Genomic DNA, 15092 nt, shown 5'->3' with positions numbered 1-15092 from the left:
GGGGGAAGCCGCCGGCTACAACATGTCCACATCCGGGATGATCACCACGCTCCGCCAGTGTCTGGCATTCTGTACCATCGCCGTCTGCTGCTGGATCACCTGCTTGGCGAACGCGATCGTATGCCCATCTTTTGGCAGCTTGAGCAGCAGCTCCATCAGGTATTGATTGCGTACCCGGCCGATCACCGGTTCGGCAGGCCCCACCAGCCAGGCGCCGAAGTCCTTTTTCATATTGTTGGCAAAAAATTGTGCCGCACTCTGCACCACCTCCTTGTCGCGGTGCCGGAAGGTCACCCGGATGACCCGGGTAAACGGCGGATAGCCGAATTGATGCCGCGCCGCGATCTCCTGCCGGTAAAAATGGCCGTAGTCATGGGCCTGCACATAGCCTAAGACGGGGTTGGTGGTATCCGCCACCTGGATCAGGACAAGTCCTTCGCCGTCCTTGCGGCCGGCCCGGCCGCTCACCTGTTCCATCATCTGAAACGCCCGCTCGTTGACCCGGAAATCGGCAAAATGCAGCAGGCTGTCGGCATCCAGGATGCCTACCACGCTCACGTTCTCGAAATCCAGTCCCTTCACGACCATCTGCGTCCCGACAAGGATATCCACCCGACCCTGCTCAAACTGCTGGATCAGCGTGTCATGCGCGGTCTTGCCACGCACACTGTCGACATCCATCCTCGCCACCCTGGCCTTGGGAAACACTTCTTCCAGATATTCTTCGATGCGTTCGGTCCCAAAGTTCCGCTGCACAAACCGGTGGTTGCCGCAGGCGGCGCAGGTATGCACGGGCGGATATACGGTGCCGCAATAATGACAATGCAGCTTATTGGTCAGTTTGTGAAAATTCAGCGACACATCGCAATACCGGCATTGCGGGATCCAGCCGCAGACCTCGCAGACCTGATAAGGCGAATATCCCCGCCGGTTCTGAAAGAGGATCACCTGCTTGCCCACTCCAAGTGCCCGTTCGATGGCGGCATGCAGCGCCGGGCTGAGGATGGGTTTGCCGTTATCCCTGGCCCCCGTCGCGGGGTCACGCTCCTCCTGGTCATCTGCCGAATTGCCCCGTACACTGCCTTCTGCCGCATCCCGATCTACCCGGTCGCCGGCTGCCTTCCTCGCACCGCTCTCCAGGTCCGTCAACCAGGACGCCCCGCTATAGGGCTCCTCCTCTTTCTTCTTCTCCACCTTCCTGGCAAACCGCAGCGCCTTCGTATCGACGATCTCTATGAGCGGCAGCTTTCCCGCTCCAAATCGCTCCATCAATTCCACCAATCCATATTTGCCAGTAGTCGCATTATAATACGTCTCCACCGAAGGCGTCGCACTGCCCAGCAACACCTTCGCCCCAAAAAGCGAAGCATAATAGATGGCGCTGTCCCGCGCATGATACCGCGGCGCCGGCTCCTGCTGCTTATAGGAAGGATCGTGTTCCTCGTCGGCGATGACAAGACCCAGATCGCTGAAGGGCAGGAACAACGCGGACCGGGCGCCCAGAATGATCTTCAGCTCCCCCGTCCGGATCTTGTTCCAGATCTCGAGTCGTTCGTTCTGGCTGAACTTCGAATGATAGATCCCGATATATCCGCCAAAATGCTGCTTGAGCCGGCGGATGATCTGCGCCGTCAGCGCGATCTCGGGCAGCAGATAAAGCACCTGTTGCCCGCGGCGGATCACCTGCTCCATCTGCCGGATATACACCAGGGTCTTCCCGCTCGACGTCACTCCGTGGAGCAGACAAACCGCCCGTTGCTCGAAGACGGTGTTCACGGCGTCAAAAGCCAGCTGCTGGGCCGGGGTCAGCTCGAAATCGATGCGGATATCTTTCGGCAGGTAATGGATCCGGTCCACCACCCGCTGCTCGATGCGGACAATCTGTTTGTCGACAAGTCCCTTCAGTTGCGCATCCGAAGCACCGGCCTTCTTCAGCAGTTCTGCCCGCGTAACATCGCCTTCGGTCTTGCTTAGATGTAGATAGGCCAGCAGCAATTCCATCTGCTTGGGGGCGCGGCTCCAGTTGTTGAGCAGGTCGGCAAGCCGGTCTTCATTGCTGAATTCGGGGTTGAGCACGACATAATTCTCTTTCTTCGCGCTATAGGTTTCTTTTAACGACTCCCATACGAAACAAACCTTCTTTTCGATCAGCCGCTTGATCACGGGATAGACATGTGAGGAATCCAGCAGTTCCTGAACATCGGTCAGCTTCAGTTCTTTTTTTATCTGCAGGGCCTCGGCCACGACAAACTCTTCATTGTCGAGATGCGTGAGATCTTCGCCGGCCTCCTCATTAAAAACAAGAATCGTCTCACTCGACAGTTTGAAATGCGCGGGCAGCGCCGCGGCCATCACCTCGCCTTCGCTGCAGAGATAATAGTTGGAGATCCATTCCCAGAGTTTGCCCTGCGCGGGGTGGATGACGGGTTCGTTGTCCAGCACGTTGCCGATCGCTTTTGGCTCGAAGGCTGACGGCTTTTCATCATGCAGCCGCTTGACGATGCCTGCATATTTCTTGTTCCGCAGTTCGACCTCTACGCGGCACCCCTCCCGGATGACGGCACGCCATTGCTCAGGAACGCTCCAGGTGTAATTCCTGGGCAATGCCAGGGGTATGATGACTTCCGCGTACATGGGGGTGCAAAGTTACAGCTTTATTGTCAGCCCCCGGTCCCGCGATCGGTCACCCACGGTGCCCCATATCTGAGCAACGCCGCTTCCATCTGCCGGTAAACCTGTTCCTTCAACTCCGGCAGATCGGCCAGCCGGAGGCCCTGCACTTCCACCGCCGGTAAAAACACCGACTCAAGCCGTCCCGGCCGTATCGAAAAGATACTCCGGTAATGCATCAGCTCATAGGTCCCCAGGAACAGGATCGGCTGCAACGGCGTCTGCGTCTCGATGGCGATCCGGAATGCCCCGTCATAAAAATCCTTCAGCGGCCGGCCCGTCTCATTAAAAGTCCCTTCGGGGAAAATGAAAACCGATATCCCCATCGACAGAACACTCTTCAGCTCCCGAACGCTCCGGCTGCGCTCCTGGGCATTCCGCCGGTCCACCATCACCACGGCCCGGCTGTAGATATAGCCGAAAAGGGGGATGCGGGCCGTCTCTATCTTCCCCAAAATACGCAGGGAGTCCCGCGGAACGGCCCGCAGGATCATGGGAATATCGAGATAGCTGATATGGTTGGAGATAAAGATGTACTGACGCCGGGGATCGGGCTCCGATTCATATGAGTTCCGGTGACGGATACCGATCAGCGTCAGCCAGGTGGCATCCCACCACCGGCAGAACCGGTACATCCGGTCTCCCCCACGCCTGGCGTCCTGCAGGGAAAAAACAGCCACAAAGGGCAGGACACACAGCATCCCCGTGATAAACAGGAGCAGCGCGTAAAGGCAGTAGATCACCCTTACAGGGAATAGGAGGACTCGGCGCATCGCCAAATATAGTATCTTTGCCCGCTAATCCCGTATGGACGCCGCTTCATCCCATAAAACAATCGCCTTCCACACCCTCGGGTGCAAACTCAACTTCTCGGAGACCTCGGGCATCTCCCGGCTGCTGGAGAACGAAGGGTTTGTACGGAAGGATTTTGACGAGGTGGCCGACGTCTACGTGATCAATACCTGCAGCGTAACCGATAATGCCGACAAGGAATGCCGGTATCTTGTCCGTAGGATCCGCCGCCAGGCCCCGGACAGTTCAGTGGTGATCATGGGCTGCTATGCCCAGCTAAAACCCGCCGAGATCGCCGCGATCCCTGGTGTCGACCTCGTCCTGGGCGCCGCCGAAAAGTTCAACCTCGCCCGGCACCTGCACGACCTGGTACCCGGCGGCCCGGCGAAGATCTGTAGCTGTGACATCGAATCTGTCACCGGTTTCCACCCCTCCTACTCCCTCGGCGACCGCACCCGTACCTTTCTCAAGGTCCAGGACGGCTGCGACTATAGCTGCGCTTTCTGTACCATCCCCATGGCCCGGGGCGCCAGCCGCAGCGACAGCGTCGCAAAGACGGTGCAAACCGTTCGGCAACTGTCAGACAGGGGCGATGTCCGGGAGATCGTGCTCACAGGGGTCAATCTGGGCGATTTTGGGCGGGTCCCGGACGGCGCCGGGACGACCGAAACCTTCTTTCAGCTGATAAAAGCGCTCGATACCATCGACGGCATCGACCGGTTTCGCATCTCTTCCATCGAACCCAACCTGCTCACGCCCGAGATGATCGACTGGACGGCCGCCAGCCGGCGTTTTATGCCCCATTTCCACATCCCCCTGCAAAGCGGCAGCAATCATATCCTCGGCGGGATGCGTCGCCGCTACAAGCGGGAACTCTATGCCGAACGGGTCCACAGGATCAAAAGTGTCATGCCCCATTGCGCCATCGGCGTCGATGTTATCGTCGGCTTCCCCGGCGAGATGGACGAGCACTTCCGCGAAACCGTCGATTTCCTGGTCGACCTCGACGTCAGCTATCTCCACGTCTTCACCTACTCCGAACGCCCTAACACCAAAGCCCTCGACATCACCCCTGTCGTCCCCATTGCCGTGCGCAACGAGCGGAACAAGATCCTCCGCAATCTCTCCTACCGCAAAATGCAGGATTTCATCCGCCGCCATCAGGGCCAGACGCGCAAAGTGCTGCTGGAAGGACACGTAAAAACGTCGATGATGGAAGGCTACACCGATAACTATATCAAGGTGACCACGCCCTACCGGCAAGAATGGGCCAACCGCATCCTCGACTGGCAGCTCTGACAGGCAACCGCCGGGCGGTTTGGCGCGTACTAAACAATGGAGCCGGATTCTTGTTATCTTTGTTTAGCAGCTATGCGAAAATTCCAGGTGACCATACAATTCGAAATGAACGATGACTTTGCAGCATTGGTTCCACCACACCGCACCTACATCAACAAGTTGATCGAGCAAGGCGTCATCGATCACTATGTCGTGACGATGGAATCCCAGCGCGTCTGGATCACGTTCTCGGCCGAAGACAGAAAATCGGTTGAAAAATATCTTTCCAAATCGCCGCTCTTCAAGTACTGGTCGTACGAGATCGATGAATTGTTCATGGTCGACGGCCTGCACTACCGCCTTCCCGTTGTACAACTCAACTAGTACACGACGACATACTTGTAAAAGGCGATACAATCGCGGACCAATCCCCAGACATCGGCCGCAAAGAAACTCCCGGAGGCGACGCCCTGCACGTTGTGGAAGCCCACCTTCCGCATGATGTATTTTGTCCGGGTAAGATGATAAAAACTGGATACGGCTATCGCGGAATGAATATGGAGACTGTCCGCCACGGGCAGAAAATCCCTGGCCGTCAGGTAGGTATTTTCTCCGTCGTTGTCTTCGATGATCCGGTCGGCCGGAACTCCGTGCGCGACGAGGTAAAGCTTCATCGCCAGTCCCTCGGGAACCGGCGGCCTGCCCATTTCCGGTTGCCCTTTGCCGCCGCTGACCATGATCCGCGGGACCCGCCCGTCGCGGTATAGCTGCAAGGCCCTGTCTACCCGTCCCTGCAATACCGGCGAAAGCGTACTGTCGGGAAAGACATGGTTGCCAAGCACCACCGCGATATCGGCCTTGCCCTTGTAAGCATGTAACCCATCATAACAGGCATACAGCATATGGATCACCGGCCAGGCGATCAATACCAGGAATACGCCACGGAACCAGCGTTTTTTTTGCTTCGCCATAAACCTATTTCTTCTTTTTTGTGGCCCAGGCCGGTTTATGCTTCAGCACTTTCTTGTAGACAACACAGCCTTCCACATGGGCCCCGGGCAGATAACCCGTGCTCATCAGGAACTCGCCGACGATCTCGCCGCCGGTGAACCGGAAGTTACTCTTAAACAGCTTCACCCACTCTTCCCTGGTCAGGGGATGATGATGGTCGAGCCAGTTCTTGAACGAGCCAAACTCCTTCTGGATCAACTTTATCTTCTTAGCATTTTCGATCGCCGCTTCCACCTTGAGCCGGTTGCGGATGATCCCCGCATCCGCCAGCAGCCGGTCCTTCTGCTTCTGGCCATACCGCGCGACGGTATCGATATCGAAATTGTCAAAAGCCTTGAAAAAATTATCCTTTTTATTGAGGATCGTCGTCCACGAAAGCCCCGCCTGGTTGATCTCGAGCATCAGCCGGGCAAAGAGATGATTGTCGTCTTCGATCGGGAAACCATATTCGTTGTCGTGGTAATGGACATGCACGTTGCCTTTGTCCATGGTAGCGACGACCTTGCAATAACCACTCAGATTTTCCATGTGCACAATATACTATAGATTTGCCTTCGAAAAATCGTTTTCCATGCGCAAACTGTCTCCCGCCAACCGGCTTCGCAAACTCGCCGCTATCGTGGCTGTCGTCGCTGTCGTTTTCCCGGCCGTCGTTGCCACCGCTCAGACTGCCGCCGGGCTGCCCGAACAGATCGCTTCCGGCGTCTACGATCCGCAGGCCCTCTTCGCGCCAGGATTTAACGGCGGCCTTCATCTCAGCACCCGCGGCGCCAACGGCGCGCCATCCTCTGCTTACTGGCAGAACCGCGCCGACTACACGCTGTCCGTTTCTCTCGACACGGCAAAAAACCAACTGGAAGGCAGCGCCGCCATCCGGTATATCAATAACAGTCCCGATACGCTGCATACGCTCTGGCTCTATCTCGACCAGCAGACCTATCGGTCCGACGCCCGCTCCAACTTTTATACGACCACCACGCCCGGCGGTCATACCGGGGGCTATCAGCTGCAATCCGTAAAGCTGCAACAGGGCACCTCCACCATCGACGCGGAGTATAGCATCACCGATACCCGGTTGCAAATCCGCCTCAGGCAACCCCTCGCGGCAAAGGGCGGCCGCATCAGCATCCTCATCCGTTATCGCTATACCATACCCGGAGACTTCGGCAACCGCACCGACTATGTCGCCACCGCCAATGGCAAGATCTTCGAGATCGCCCAATGGTATCCGCGGATGTGTGTCTATGACGACCGCGACGGCTGGAATACCCTGCCCTTTCTGGGTAGCGGGGAGTTTTACGATGAGTATGGCGACTTCGACTACCGCGTCACCGTGCCCTGGGATATGATCGTGGCCGGCTCGGGTGAACTGGTCAACCCGCAGGAGGTGCTCACCGCCGCGCAGCAGAGCCGCCTGGCGAAGGCCCGTGCGAGTGATCAGACCGTGATGATCCGCGATGCCGCCGAGATCGGCAATCCCGCTGCCCGTCCCGCCCATAACGGTGTCCTAACCTGGCATTTCAGGATGGCCAACACCCGCGACGTCGCCTTTGGTGCGTCCCGCGCGTATATCTGGGACGCCGCCCGCGTCAATCTTCCCGGTGGGAAAAAGTCCCTGGCCATGTCGGTCTATCCCGTGGAAAGCGCCGGAGCGGACGCCTGGGGCCGTGCCACGGAATACCTCAAGGGGTCGATCGAATATTTCTCGCAGAAGTGGCTTGTCTACCCCTATCCCACCGCCATCAACGAAGCGGGCATCGCCGGCGGCATGGAATACCCCGGTATCGTCTTCGATGGCATCGGCGATAAAGGCAAAGTATTGTTCTGGGTTACCGCGCATGAGATCGGCCACAACTGGTTCCCCATGATCGTCGGCTCCGACGAACGGACCTATCCCTGGATGGATGAGGGCTTCAACACGTTTATCGACATCTACGCCTCGGACTTCTTCAACAAGGGCGAATACGCGCCCAAACGCGACGACGAATATGCGCCCGGCGGCGGCAATCCTGTCGACGAGATCCTCCCTACCCTCAAAGACCCGCAGACTCCGGTGATGATGACCCGCGCCGACGGCATCCCCGAAAAATACCGTCATCCCATGGTGTATTTCAAGCCCGCCCTCGGCCTCGTCCTGCTGCGCGAGCAGATCCTGGGGCCCGAACGTTTCGACTACGCCTTCCGCCGCTATATCCAAAGCTGGGCCTTCCGCCATCCCGGTCCCCACGATTTCTTCCGCATGATGGACAACGAAGCCGGCGAAGACCTCTCCTGGTTCTGGCGCGGCTGGTTCCTCCATAATTGGAATTTCGACGCCGCCGTGCAGTCCGTTCAAAACATCGGCACCGCCTCGGCCTCCGAGGTCGCGGTCACCATCGCCCTCCTCGACCGCATGGCCTTCCCCTGCACCCTCGAACTCACCTGGAAGGACGGCACCAGGCAACGCATCGCCCTCCCCGTCGAGACCTGGCTGCAGTCCGGCACCCGCACCCTCCGCTTCCCCGCGACGCAAGCCCTCGCCGCCGTTACCCTCGACCCCGACCACGTGCTGCCCGACGCAAACCGCGATAATAATACCTGGAAAGCGCCCTAGCCATCCGGCCGGCGCCCCACGAAAAAATTCCACAAAAATTTCATGAATTTCAGTTTACCCCTTATCTTTGCACTCCTTTCTACAGAAAACCAATCTGTTAAAGGAAAAAAGGGAGTTTAGCTCAGCTGGTTCAGAGCATCTGCCTTACAAGCAGAGGGTCGGCGGTTCGAACCCGTCAACTCCCACTCAGAAAATGAAGCACTTAACGGTCAATCGTTAGGTGCTTTTTTCTTTTGTGCCTAACATTGTGCCTAACATCGCCAGAAATGGTCGACCGGTGGTCCTTATTTTTCCTCTTTCCCCTCAACTGTCCTCTCCGCTGAAAATCAAAAAAAGGGTCTTCAAGAACACCTCAAGTCCGGTCTAATCCTCTTTTTGCCCGTCTCACCGTGTTTTACCTCACATCTCGTCCCGCGATGCGTCATACTTGCAGGATCATAATTTAAAACAGAAATTCTCATGAAACACGGAGCGCATACCATTGCGATCGGCATTTTCCTGCTAATGCTGATTACGGCAGAGATCATCTGGAGCTGGCGGCAGGATAAGAACGCCTATGGCGTGAAAGACACCCTTGCCAATATCGTTATCCTGGCAGGATTTCAACTGTTGAAATACCTTTTTGCCGGCTACCAGCTATTCATATTACGGGGCGCCTCCTATTACGCACCGGTACACCTGCCGGCTATGAAATGGACATTTGCGGCCTGCTTTATCCTGGTCGATTTTATTTATTACTGGTTTCACCGGCTTTCCCATAAATGGCGGCCTCTCTGGGCTTTTCATCTCGTCCACCATTCAAGTCCCTATATAAACCTGACCACCTCCTATCGTCTCAACTGGCTGACCGCATTGATCAGTCCATTTTTCTTTCTTCCATTGGCCCTTACAGGTTTTCCCCCTTTCTTTATTGCCCTTAGCTATGGGCTCAACCTGTTGTATCAGTTTTTCATGCATACGGAAGCCGTCGGGAAATGGGGTAGACTGGAGGGCTTCATTGACAGTCCCTCTGCGCATCGTGTACACCATGGGAAAAATCCCATCTATATCGACAAAAACTTTGGTGGCGTACTGATGATCTGGGACAGGCTGTTCAGAACCTATCAACCGGAAACTGAAAAATCCTCTTATGGCATTACCACTGGCTTTATTGGTAACAATCCGCTCAAGCTGGTGTTCAAAGGTTTCATTGATCTCTTCACCGGTAAATTAAACTCAAAAGGATGATGTATATGACAAGAATGATCAGTCTTCTCGCTGTTATATCGGTATTGCTAATCACAGAAGGAGTAGACGCGCAGGTTATAGTAGTAACACCACCGGTCAGACCTCCTGTTACCAGGGCCAGGCGTCAGCGAAACAGGAACCAGCCTCCATTTGTACCTACCGTCAATGTTTCGGTCGGTTATGGGTTTCCCGATCTCGACAGAAACTATCTCCCCGATTATTACGGAATCAACAGGGGCAATAGTTCACAATCAGGAGTCATCACAGGCTCTGTGAATTATCAGTTCAGCAGGAGGATGAGTATTGGGGTGATGGTAGCGCATGGGGTAGTCAGCGCGCCTTATTACGATTATTATTCCTCCTCCTCTCCCAACTTTACCGGCCGGCTAGAGGCCTGGAGTTTTATGATCAACCTGGTAAGATATTTTCCGATAAGCGCTACCGTGACTCCTTATCTAAGGACGGCCATTGGCATCAATACCTGGCAACAGGAGTACACTGATCCTACTGGCAGCAAGGTGGCTGTCACCGGGGCTGATTTGCCTGATCTGGCCCGCCAGTTCGCGCTTGGGGTACGACTCAGGTTATCTCAACGGGCAGGGTTGTTTTTTGAAGCCGGTTACGGCAAGTATATTCTGAACAGTGGACTTTCTATAAAATTGTAAAAATTGCATGTTTTACGCCGTGCGAGACCATGTCTTTTGGGGCCGGCCTTTCGAACCGGTCAACTCCCACAAAAAAAGCACCTCTCAGGTGCTTTTTTCATTTATATCCAATCTTTGCACCCTCACTTCAACCGCACATCCAAATAAACCGAACTCCTCCCATACGTCTCATAAAACGGCTTAAAAACCACATCCCCAACCGTAAACTCCAACTTCTCGGGATCCCCCTTAATCGTCTTCCCAAGATCCTCCGCATCAAGCGTTATCTTCCTCCAGTCCTTCCTCGCCTCCGGCTCCTGCGCCGCCAGCAACACCGGCCCATAAAACAGACTCGCAATATTCGGCTGATCCATCACCGGATCCAGGTGAAAAGTAAACGGCATCTTCAATTCTAAAACGTCGCCATCCTTCCACACCCGGCTTATTTTCAGATAACTGCCCGGCTTAGCAGAGACCTTCTGCTCCTTCCCGTTGATCCTCACAAAAAATCCCTTCGTAGCCCATCCCGGCACCCGCACATGGAGATCCAACTTTCCACTACCCCTGATCGTCAGCCGCGTGTTGTCCTCATTCGGATAGTTGGTCGTCTGCTCTACCCGTATATGGCGCTCCGTCCATTCCAGCGTCGAAGGGATATACAGGTTGACATAAAGTGCCTGATCATCCATACTTCTAAAGTAGATCGAATTCTGCAGCTTCGTGCTGCTCTCCAGCGCCGTACCATTACAGCAGGTAAAACCCGTCATATCCGGATTGCCAAACTGCTTGATCGACCCGGGTCTTAGCGGGATATGATACGTATTGGCAGGGCTATTCTCCGCAACAGAAGCCAGAATATCGTTGTACAATGCCCGCTCATAGTAGTCCATCAACGCTCCCCGCGGATCGAAAAGGAAAAGGTCATCGGTCAGTTTCAGCATATTGTAGGTGGCACAGGTCTCATTTTGCCCACCGGCAGCAAATCCATTTTCATACAGGGTTCCCGGCTGGCTGATAAAACATTCCGCATTGTTGGGATTCCGCGCGCCCGCAACACCGCCGATGCTATACATATAGTCGTTGACGGCTTTATACCAAAAGTTATCGGCTATCTTGTAATATTCCGGATCGTGGGAATCGCGGTACATCTCCATACTCCCCACGATCTGCGGGATATGCTGATTGGCATGCAGTCCCCGGAAGATATCTACATTTTTTGCCAGCCCATTGGAGTGAACGGTATCCCCGAAGAATACCCTGACATTATCAAACAGGTGCGCCGTCTTCAGGTAAGTCGGTTTGCCCGTGATCCGGTACAACCGGGCCATCACCTCATTCATGCCTCCATACTCCCCGGCAATATAGGTATTCCACATCTTTATAAGGGTATCCTTCGGCAATTGACTCAGGCGCGCATAGACCCAATCACCCATCCCCGTCGCGATGGCAAGCGCCTTTTTATTACCGGTTACTTCATATACATCCAGCAGACCGGCTAAAATTTTATGCAACGTATAATACGGCGCCCAGATTGAGTTTGGACGCCCGCCGTATTTCGCTCCCTTTTCCAGCATGATAAACTGATCCGGTGGATAGGCGCTGATAAATCCTACTCCCCAGTTCCAATAGTCGTTTCGGATGCCCGTATCGCTGAGGTCGGAATTATACGTCGTCTTCCCCGGTCCATATGGCACCGCCGTCGGATCGGCTACGGCCGCACCGCCCGCTTCTTTCGGTTTTCCCGAAAGTCGCGACAGATCATAGAGTGTATTCACCATATACTCCATTTTCTGGGCGAAATTAGCCTGAAGGGCTTTGTCATAACCTGTACCGGCGTAGGCCTGGGCGATGGCCGAGAGATAATGACCCGTGGCATGCCCCCTTAGTTTGGTGTCCCGGCTGTCCCATACGCCCAACGGCGTTGCGCCCTCCGGTTGCTTCTGGCCAAAAGCCTGGCGGAACATATAAAGAAACGAGTTAGGATCGGTCTTAGCCAGCCCATTGATAAATTTATCCCGGTTCTCGATAAATTGGGTTGCGTGGCCACGAGCATCGGTGTTTAAAGACACCTTGCCCAGATCAAACACCGCCAGCTTCAAACCCGGAGTAGTCGATTTCGTGGAGGCTTTTACCGTTACAAATGCCTTCGGGTGGAAATCCGTTCCGGCAACCCGTCCGGTGATGGTATAATGGCCCGGACTAAGAACGGCGCTATTGTCCGTTGCAAAGGGCCACAGTACCCTCACGGCCGGACCCTTACCCTTCATTACATCCTTGTAGGTCCCTTGAACATAACTTGGCAGCCGCGGCAAATTTCCTACAGAAGTTTCCACTTCCACATCCGACACCTGCACCAACCAGCTGTTATAAAGCTGCGCCTCGGTTGGCGAAAAATAGGGCAAGCTATCCCCTGCCCGTTTCCCCGTCGTATTGACCACCCCCGCATTGATGCCCCCTCTTCTCCCGGCATTGTTGAAGATGCCGGCCACCTGAACGCGGCTCAACGCAACCCGATAGATCCGAAGATCATGGATCATCGCATTAAGAAACGGCTCACCGGGCGATGCTGACCTTCCGATATAAAGCCGTCGTTCCCCCGGCTGCTTCCCGAAGATATCCGCCAGCTCCTTTGGGAGCTTCATGGCTTCACCCACCGGCTTGCTGTCGACATAAGTGATCACGGAACCCGAAGAAACATCCATCACGACCACCAAATGAACCCATTTATTTACTTCTACATCGGAAGGAACTGCCCCAAAATGCCACGCGGCATCGTTGTGCCCGGCGGCATCCTTGTGCCACGCGGCATCCCCGTGCCCGGCGGCATCCCGGCCGAAATCAAAAAGGCATTGGCCAGGTTGTTTCGACCTCAGGTAAATCCAGCCGGAAATACTGAGCGATTCCAGATCCGTCAACGCCTCTCCGGGAATCGTAACAAAAGCATTGCTGTCCCCGGGCAGCGACAGAACTTTTCCAAACCGGTTGTCCTCGACAAATCCAGTCTTGTCTCCCTGAAGTCTTGCGTGCAAATTATTTCGGGACCAATCTTTGGCATCTCCATCAAAAACATAGCGGGCAACCATTCCCGTTTCGCCAATCCCATCCAGTATCTGGTCGCCACTTTGTGCGCTAACGGTGTTTACACCCTCTGCCAAAACAGCAACAACCAATAGAACGTTCAACAAGATCTTCAACATAGTAAACAATTGATAAAGCGGCGGCCCGGATGGGCCGCCGCCGCAATTTAAGGTTAATATCCAGGATTTTGTTTGAGATTATTGTTCTTATCGAGCTCATCCTGCGGGATGGGAAAAAGCGTCCGGAAATCTCCATTTGGCCGGTGCGACAACCACGACTTCTTGGTGAACACCCCAAACCGGATCATGTCGGTCCGGCGACGTCCTTCCATAGCAAACTCCCAACCCAACTCATCGAGAAAACGGCCGTACTTGATATCGGCGCCACCTTCCGGTGCAGCGATCTTGTCGTTGACAGCCACCCCATACTTGTAACCGCTGCCGGCGATCAGGGCGGCACCGGTAACCGTCGCCTTGATAGGGTTGGCCTTGAAGCTTCGCTGACGAACCTGTGTCACGATAGCCGCGGCATCATCGGCCTGGCCGGTGCGCAGCAACGCCTCAGCCTTCATCATCAGCACATCGGCATAACGGAAGAAGGGGCAGTCGTTGCTCAGATCGAAAAGCGCGTTCATTCGGAACTCGTACTTACCAAGGCGGAAGCCGTCGATCTCCTGCGAAGAGTCGATACCCGGCAGACTGTTGATGAACTCCAGCTTGTGGCCTGCGGTAGAGAGCGGCGGATATTCACAACCCAGTTGCTGACCAGAATTGGCATCGTATTGCGGTCCCTGGATCCAGTTCGTCTTGAGCCGGTTGTCATTTGAATCGAACGTGTTAATAAACTGCGGGATCGCACAGATGCCTCCCCAGGGCGAAGCCTGCAGGTTATACGTATGTTGCGAAATAGGCTGCAGGGTCTTTTCGACAAGGTTGAAGCCGGTGGCGTATTTCTCATCGAAGGGAATGGCAAAGATGATCTCCTGCGAGTTCTCATTGTCCGTTTTAAAGACATCTTCCTGGTTTGCTTCCAGGATATACTTATTCGAGTTGATCACGGAGTCGCAGGCGATGCGGCAGCTATCCCATTGAGGGGTGCCGGTGTAGACTTCGGCGTTCAGATACAATTTGGCCAGGAGCGTCCAGGCGGCATACCGGTTCATCTTGCCATAAGTGGACTTGTCTACCACGGGCGAAAGCAAAGGCATGGTGCTATGCAGTTCGCTCGAGATGAAATCGTACACTTCCTTGCGGGTATTCTGTTTGGGAAGTTCGCCAACCTTGACCTCATAGCTGGTCACGAGGGGGACATTCCCGAAATTATCGCAAAGCTCGTAGTAATATAACGCCCGCAGCGCCCGCAGCTCGGCGAGGATGGCGTCCTTGCCGTCGGTAACGGGGATCTTCCCGGATTCGATCTGAAAGAGGACGCGGTTACAGTTGGTGATCCCGGTGTAGCAATCGGCCCATACGGTCTCGATATGCGGTTGCAATGAGTTGAACGTATGAAGATGCATCGTCTTGTACACGCCGCCGTCTACCCAGCCGTTGGGCCGGGCGGGAATGACCAGTTCGTCGGCGCAGATCTCTTCCAGATCATACATGGCATCCCAGCCCATTTCGAGATCGCGGAGCGTGGCGTAGGCCGGTCCCACGAGTGAATTCACATCGTCTTTGGTCGGAATAAATTTATCCGAGTCGATCGTTGAATAAAGGATGTTGTCCACCTTGGTACAGCCAAAGCAAAGCAGGCCGGACAACAGGGTGTATATGGAAAGCTTCTTGATCATATAAATGTTC

At 55.0% G+C, this 15092-nt stretch carries 11 protein-coding genes and 1 tRNA gene; 6 read left to right on the top strand and 6 right to left on the bottom strand.

The window, feature by feature from the left end; translation table 11 throughout:
• Window positions 1–15: 15 nt before the first annotated feature.
• Together priA and VGM48_RS25120 are read right to left on the bottom strand one after the other, a co-directional pair.
• On the bottom strand, window positions 16–2634 hold the full coding sequence (gene priA / locus VGM48_RS25125) for a replication restart helicase PriA (RefSeq protein ID WP_331583789.1): 2619 nt from the start codon (window positions 2632–2634) through the stop codon (window positions 16–18).
• Between the two features lie 26 nt (window positions 2635–2660).
• Complete coding sequence (locus tag VGM48_RS25120; RefSeq protein ID WP_331583787.1) at window positions 2661–3443, bottom strand: lysophospholipid acyltransferase family protein; 783 nt, start codon at window positions 3441–3443, stop codon at window positions 2661–2663.
• Between the two features lie 34 nt (window positions 3444–3477).
• Here VGM48_RS25120 and mtaB point away from each other — a divergent pair, with 34 nt between their 5' ends.
• Both mtaB and VGM48_RS25110 read left to right on the top strand, forming a co-directional pair.
• Window positions 3478–4761, top strand: coding sequence for a tRNA (N(6)-L-threonylcarbamoyladenosine(37)-C(2))-methylthiotransferase MtaB (gene mtaB / locus VGM48_RS25115; RefSeq protein WP_331583785.1), 1284 nt, complete (start codon window positions 3478–3480; stop codon window positions 4759–4761).
• A gap of 72 nt (window positions 4762–4833) precedes the next feature.
• A complete protein-coding gene (locus tag VGM48_RS25110; RefSeq protein ID WP_331583783.1) occupies window positions 4834–5124 on the top strand; it encodes a muconolactone Delta-isomerase family protein in 291 nt (96 codons plus the stop codon).
• Here VGM48_RS25110 and VGM48_RS25105 read toward each other — a convergent pair.
• Entirely contained in the window at window positions 5121–5711 is a 591-nt protein-coding gene (locus VGM48_RS25105) for a YdcF family protein (protein WP_331583781.1), read from the bottom strand. The two genes, VGM48_RS25110 and VGM48_RS25105, sit on opposite strands and share 4 nt — an antisense overlap.
• A gap of 4 nt (window positions 5712–5715) precedes the next feature.
• Window positions 5716–6279 carry a DNA-3-methyladenine glycosylase I gene (locus tag VGM48_RS25100; protein WP_331583779.1) on the bottom strand — a complete coding sequence of 188 codons (564 nt, stop codon included), beginning with the start codon at window positions 6277–6279 and terminating at the stop codon, window positions 5716–5718.
• 43 nt (window positions 6280–6322) lie between these two features.
• Here VGM48_RS25100 and VGM48_RS25095 point away from each other — a divergent pair, with 43 nt between their 5' ends.
• From VGM48_RS25095 to VGM48_RS25080, 4 genes are all read left to right on the top strand, one after another.
• Window positions 6323–8344 carry a M1 family metallopeptidase gene (locus VGM48_RS25095; protein ID WP_331583777.1) on the top strand — a complete coding sequence of 674 codons (2022 nt, stop codon included), beginning with the start codon at window positions 6323–6325 and terminating at the stop codon, window positions 8342–8344.
• Between the two features lie 110 nt (window positions 8345–8454).
• Window positions 8455–8529 (top strand) — tRNA-Val (locus tag VGM48_RS25090).
• A 274-nt stretch (window positions 8530–8803) separates the two neighbouring features.
• Window positions 8804–9571 (top strand): sterol desaturase family protein, encoded by a 768-nt coding sequence (locus VGM48_RS25085; protein ID WP_331583775.1) that lies wholly within the window; start codon window positions 8804–8806, stop codon window positions 9569–9571.
• A 14-nt stretch (window positions 9572–9585) separates the two neighbouring features.
• A complete protein-coding gene (locus tag VGM48_RS25080) occupies window positions 9586–10236 on the top strand; it encodes a hypothetical protein (protein WP_331583773.1) in 651 nt (216 codons plus the stop codon).
• A 122-nt stretch (window positions 10237–10358) separates the two neighbouring features.
• On the opposite strand, the gene VGM48_RS25075 is transcribed toward VGM48_RS25080, so the two are convergent.
• Together VGM48_RS25075 and VGM48_RS25070 are read right to left on the bottom strand one after the other, a co-directional pair.
• Window positions 10359–13412 (bottom strand): beta-L-arabinofuranosidase domain-containing protein, encoded by a 3054-nt coding sequence (locus VGM48_RS25075; RefSeq protein ID WP_331583771.1) that lies wholly within the window; start codon window positions 13410–13412, stop codon window positions 10359–10361.
• 53 nt (window positions 13413–13465) lie between these two features.
• On the bottom strand, window positions 13466–15082 hold the full coding sequence (locus tag VGM48_RS25070; RefSeq protein ID WP_331583769.1) for a RagB/SusD family nutrient uptake outer membrane protein: 1617 nt from the start codon (window positions 15080–15082) through the stop codon (window positions 13466–13468).
• Between the last annotated feature and the right edge of the window lie 10 nt (window positions 15083–15092).

Origin of the sequence: Puia sp. (genome assembly GCF_036500295.1) — a bacterium.
In the GTDB taxonomy this organism is placed as follows: Bacteria; Bacteroidota; Bacteroidia; order Chitinophagales; family Chitinophagaceae; genus Puia.
This window is presented reverse-complemented; position numbering and strand designations above follow the sequence as displayed.

Coding starts and splice junctions, on each gene's coding strand:
- priA (WP_331583789.1), bottom strand. CDS start 2,634: ATGTACGCGGAAGTCATCATACCCCTGGCATTGCCCAGGAATTACACC.
- VGM48_RS25120 (WP_331583787.1), bottom strand. CDS start 3,443: ATGCGCCGAGTCCTCCTATTCCCTGTAAGGGTGATCTACTGCCTTTAC.
- mtaB (WP_331583785.1), top strand. CDS start 3,478: ATGGACGCCGCTTCATCCCATAAAACAATCGCCTTCCACACCCTCGGG.
- VGM48_RS25110 (WP_331583783.1), top strand. CDS start 4,834: ATGCGAAAATTCCAGGTGACCATACAATTCGAAATGAACGATGACTTT.
- VGM48_RS25105 (WP_331583781.1), bottom strand. CDS start 5,711: ATGGCGAAGCAAAAAAAACGCTGGTTCCGTGGCGTATTCCTGGTATTG.
- VGM48_RS25100 (WP_331583779.1), bottom strand. CDS start 6,279: ATGGAAAATCTGAGTGGTTATTGCAAGGTCGTCGCTACCATGGACAAA.
- VGM48_RS25095 (WP_331583777.1), top strand. CDS start 6,323: ATGCGCAAACTGTCTCCCGCCAACCGGCTTCGCAAACTCGCCGCTATC.
- VGM48_RS25085 (WP_331583775.1), top strand. CDS start 8,804: ATGAAACACGGAGCGCATACCATTGCGATCGGCATTTTCCTGCTAATG.
- VGM48_RS25080 (WP_331583773.1), top strand. CDS start 9,586: ATGATCAGTCTTCTCGCTGTTATATCGGTATTGCTAATCACAGAAGGA.
- VGM48_RS25075 (WP_331583771.1), bottom strand. CDS start 13,412: ATGTTGAAGATCTTGTTGAACGTTCTATTGGTTGTTGCTGTTTTGGCA.
- VGM48_RS25070 (WP_331583769.1), bottom strand. CDS start 15,082: ATGATCAAGAAGCTTTCCATATACACCCTGTTGTCCGGCCTGCTTTGC.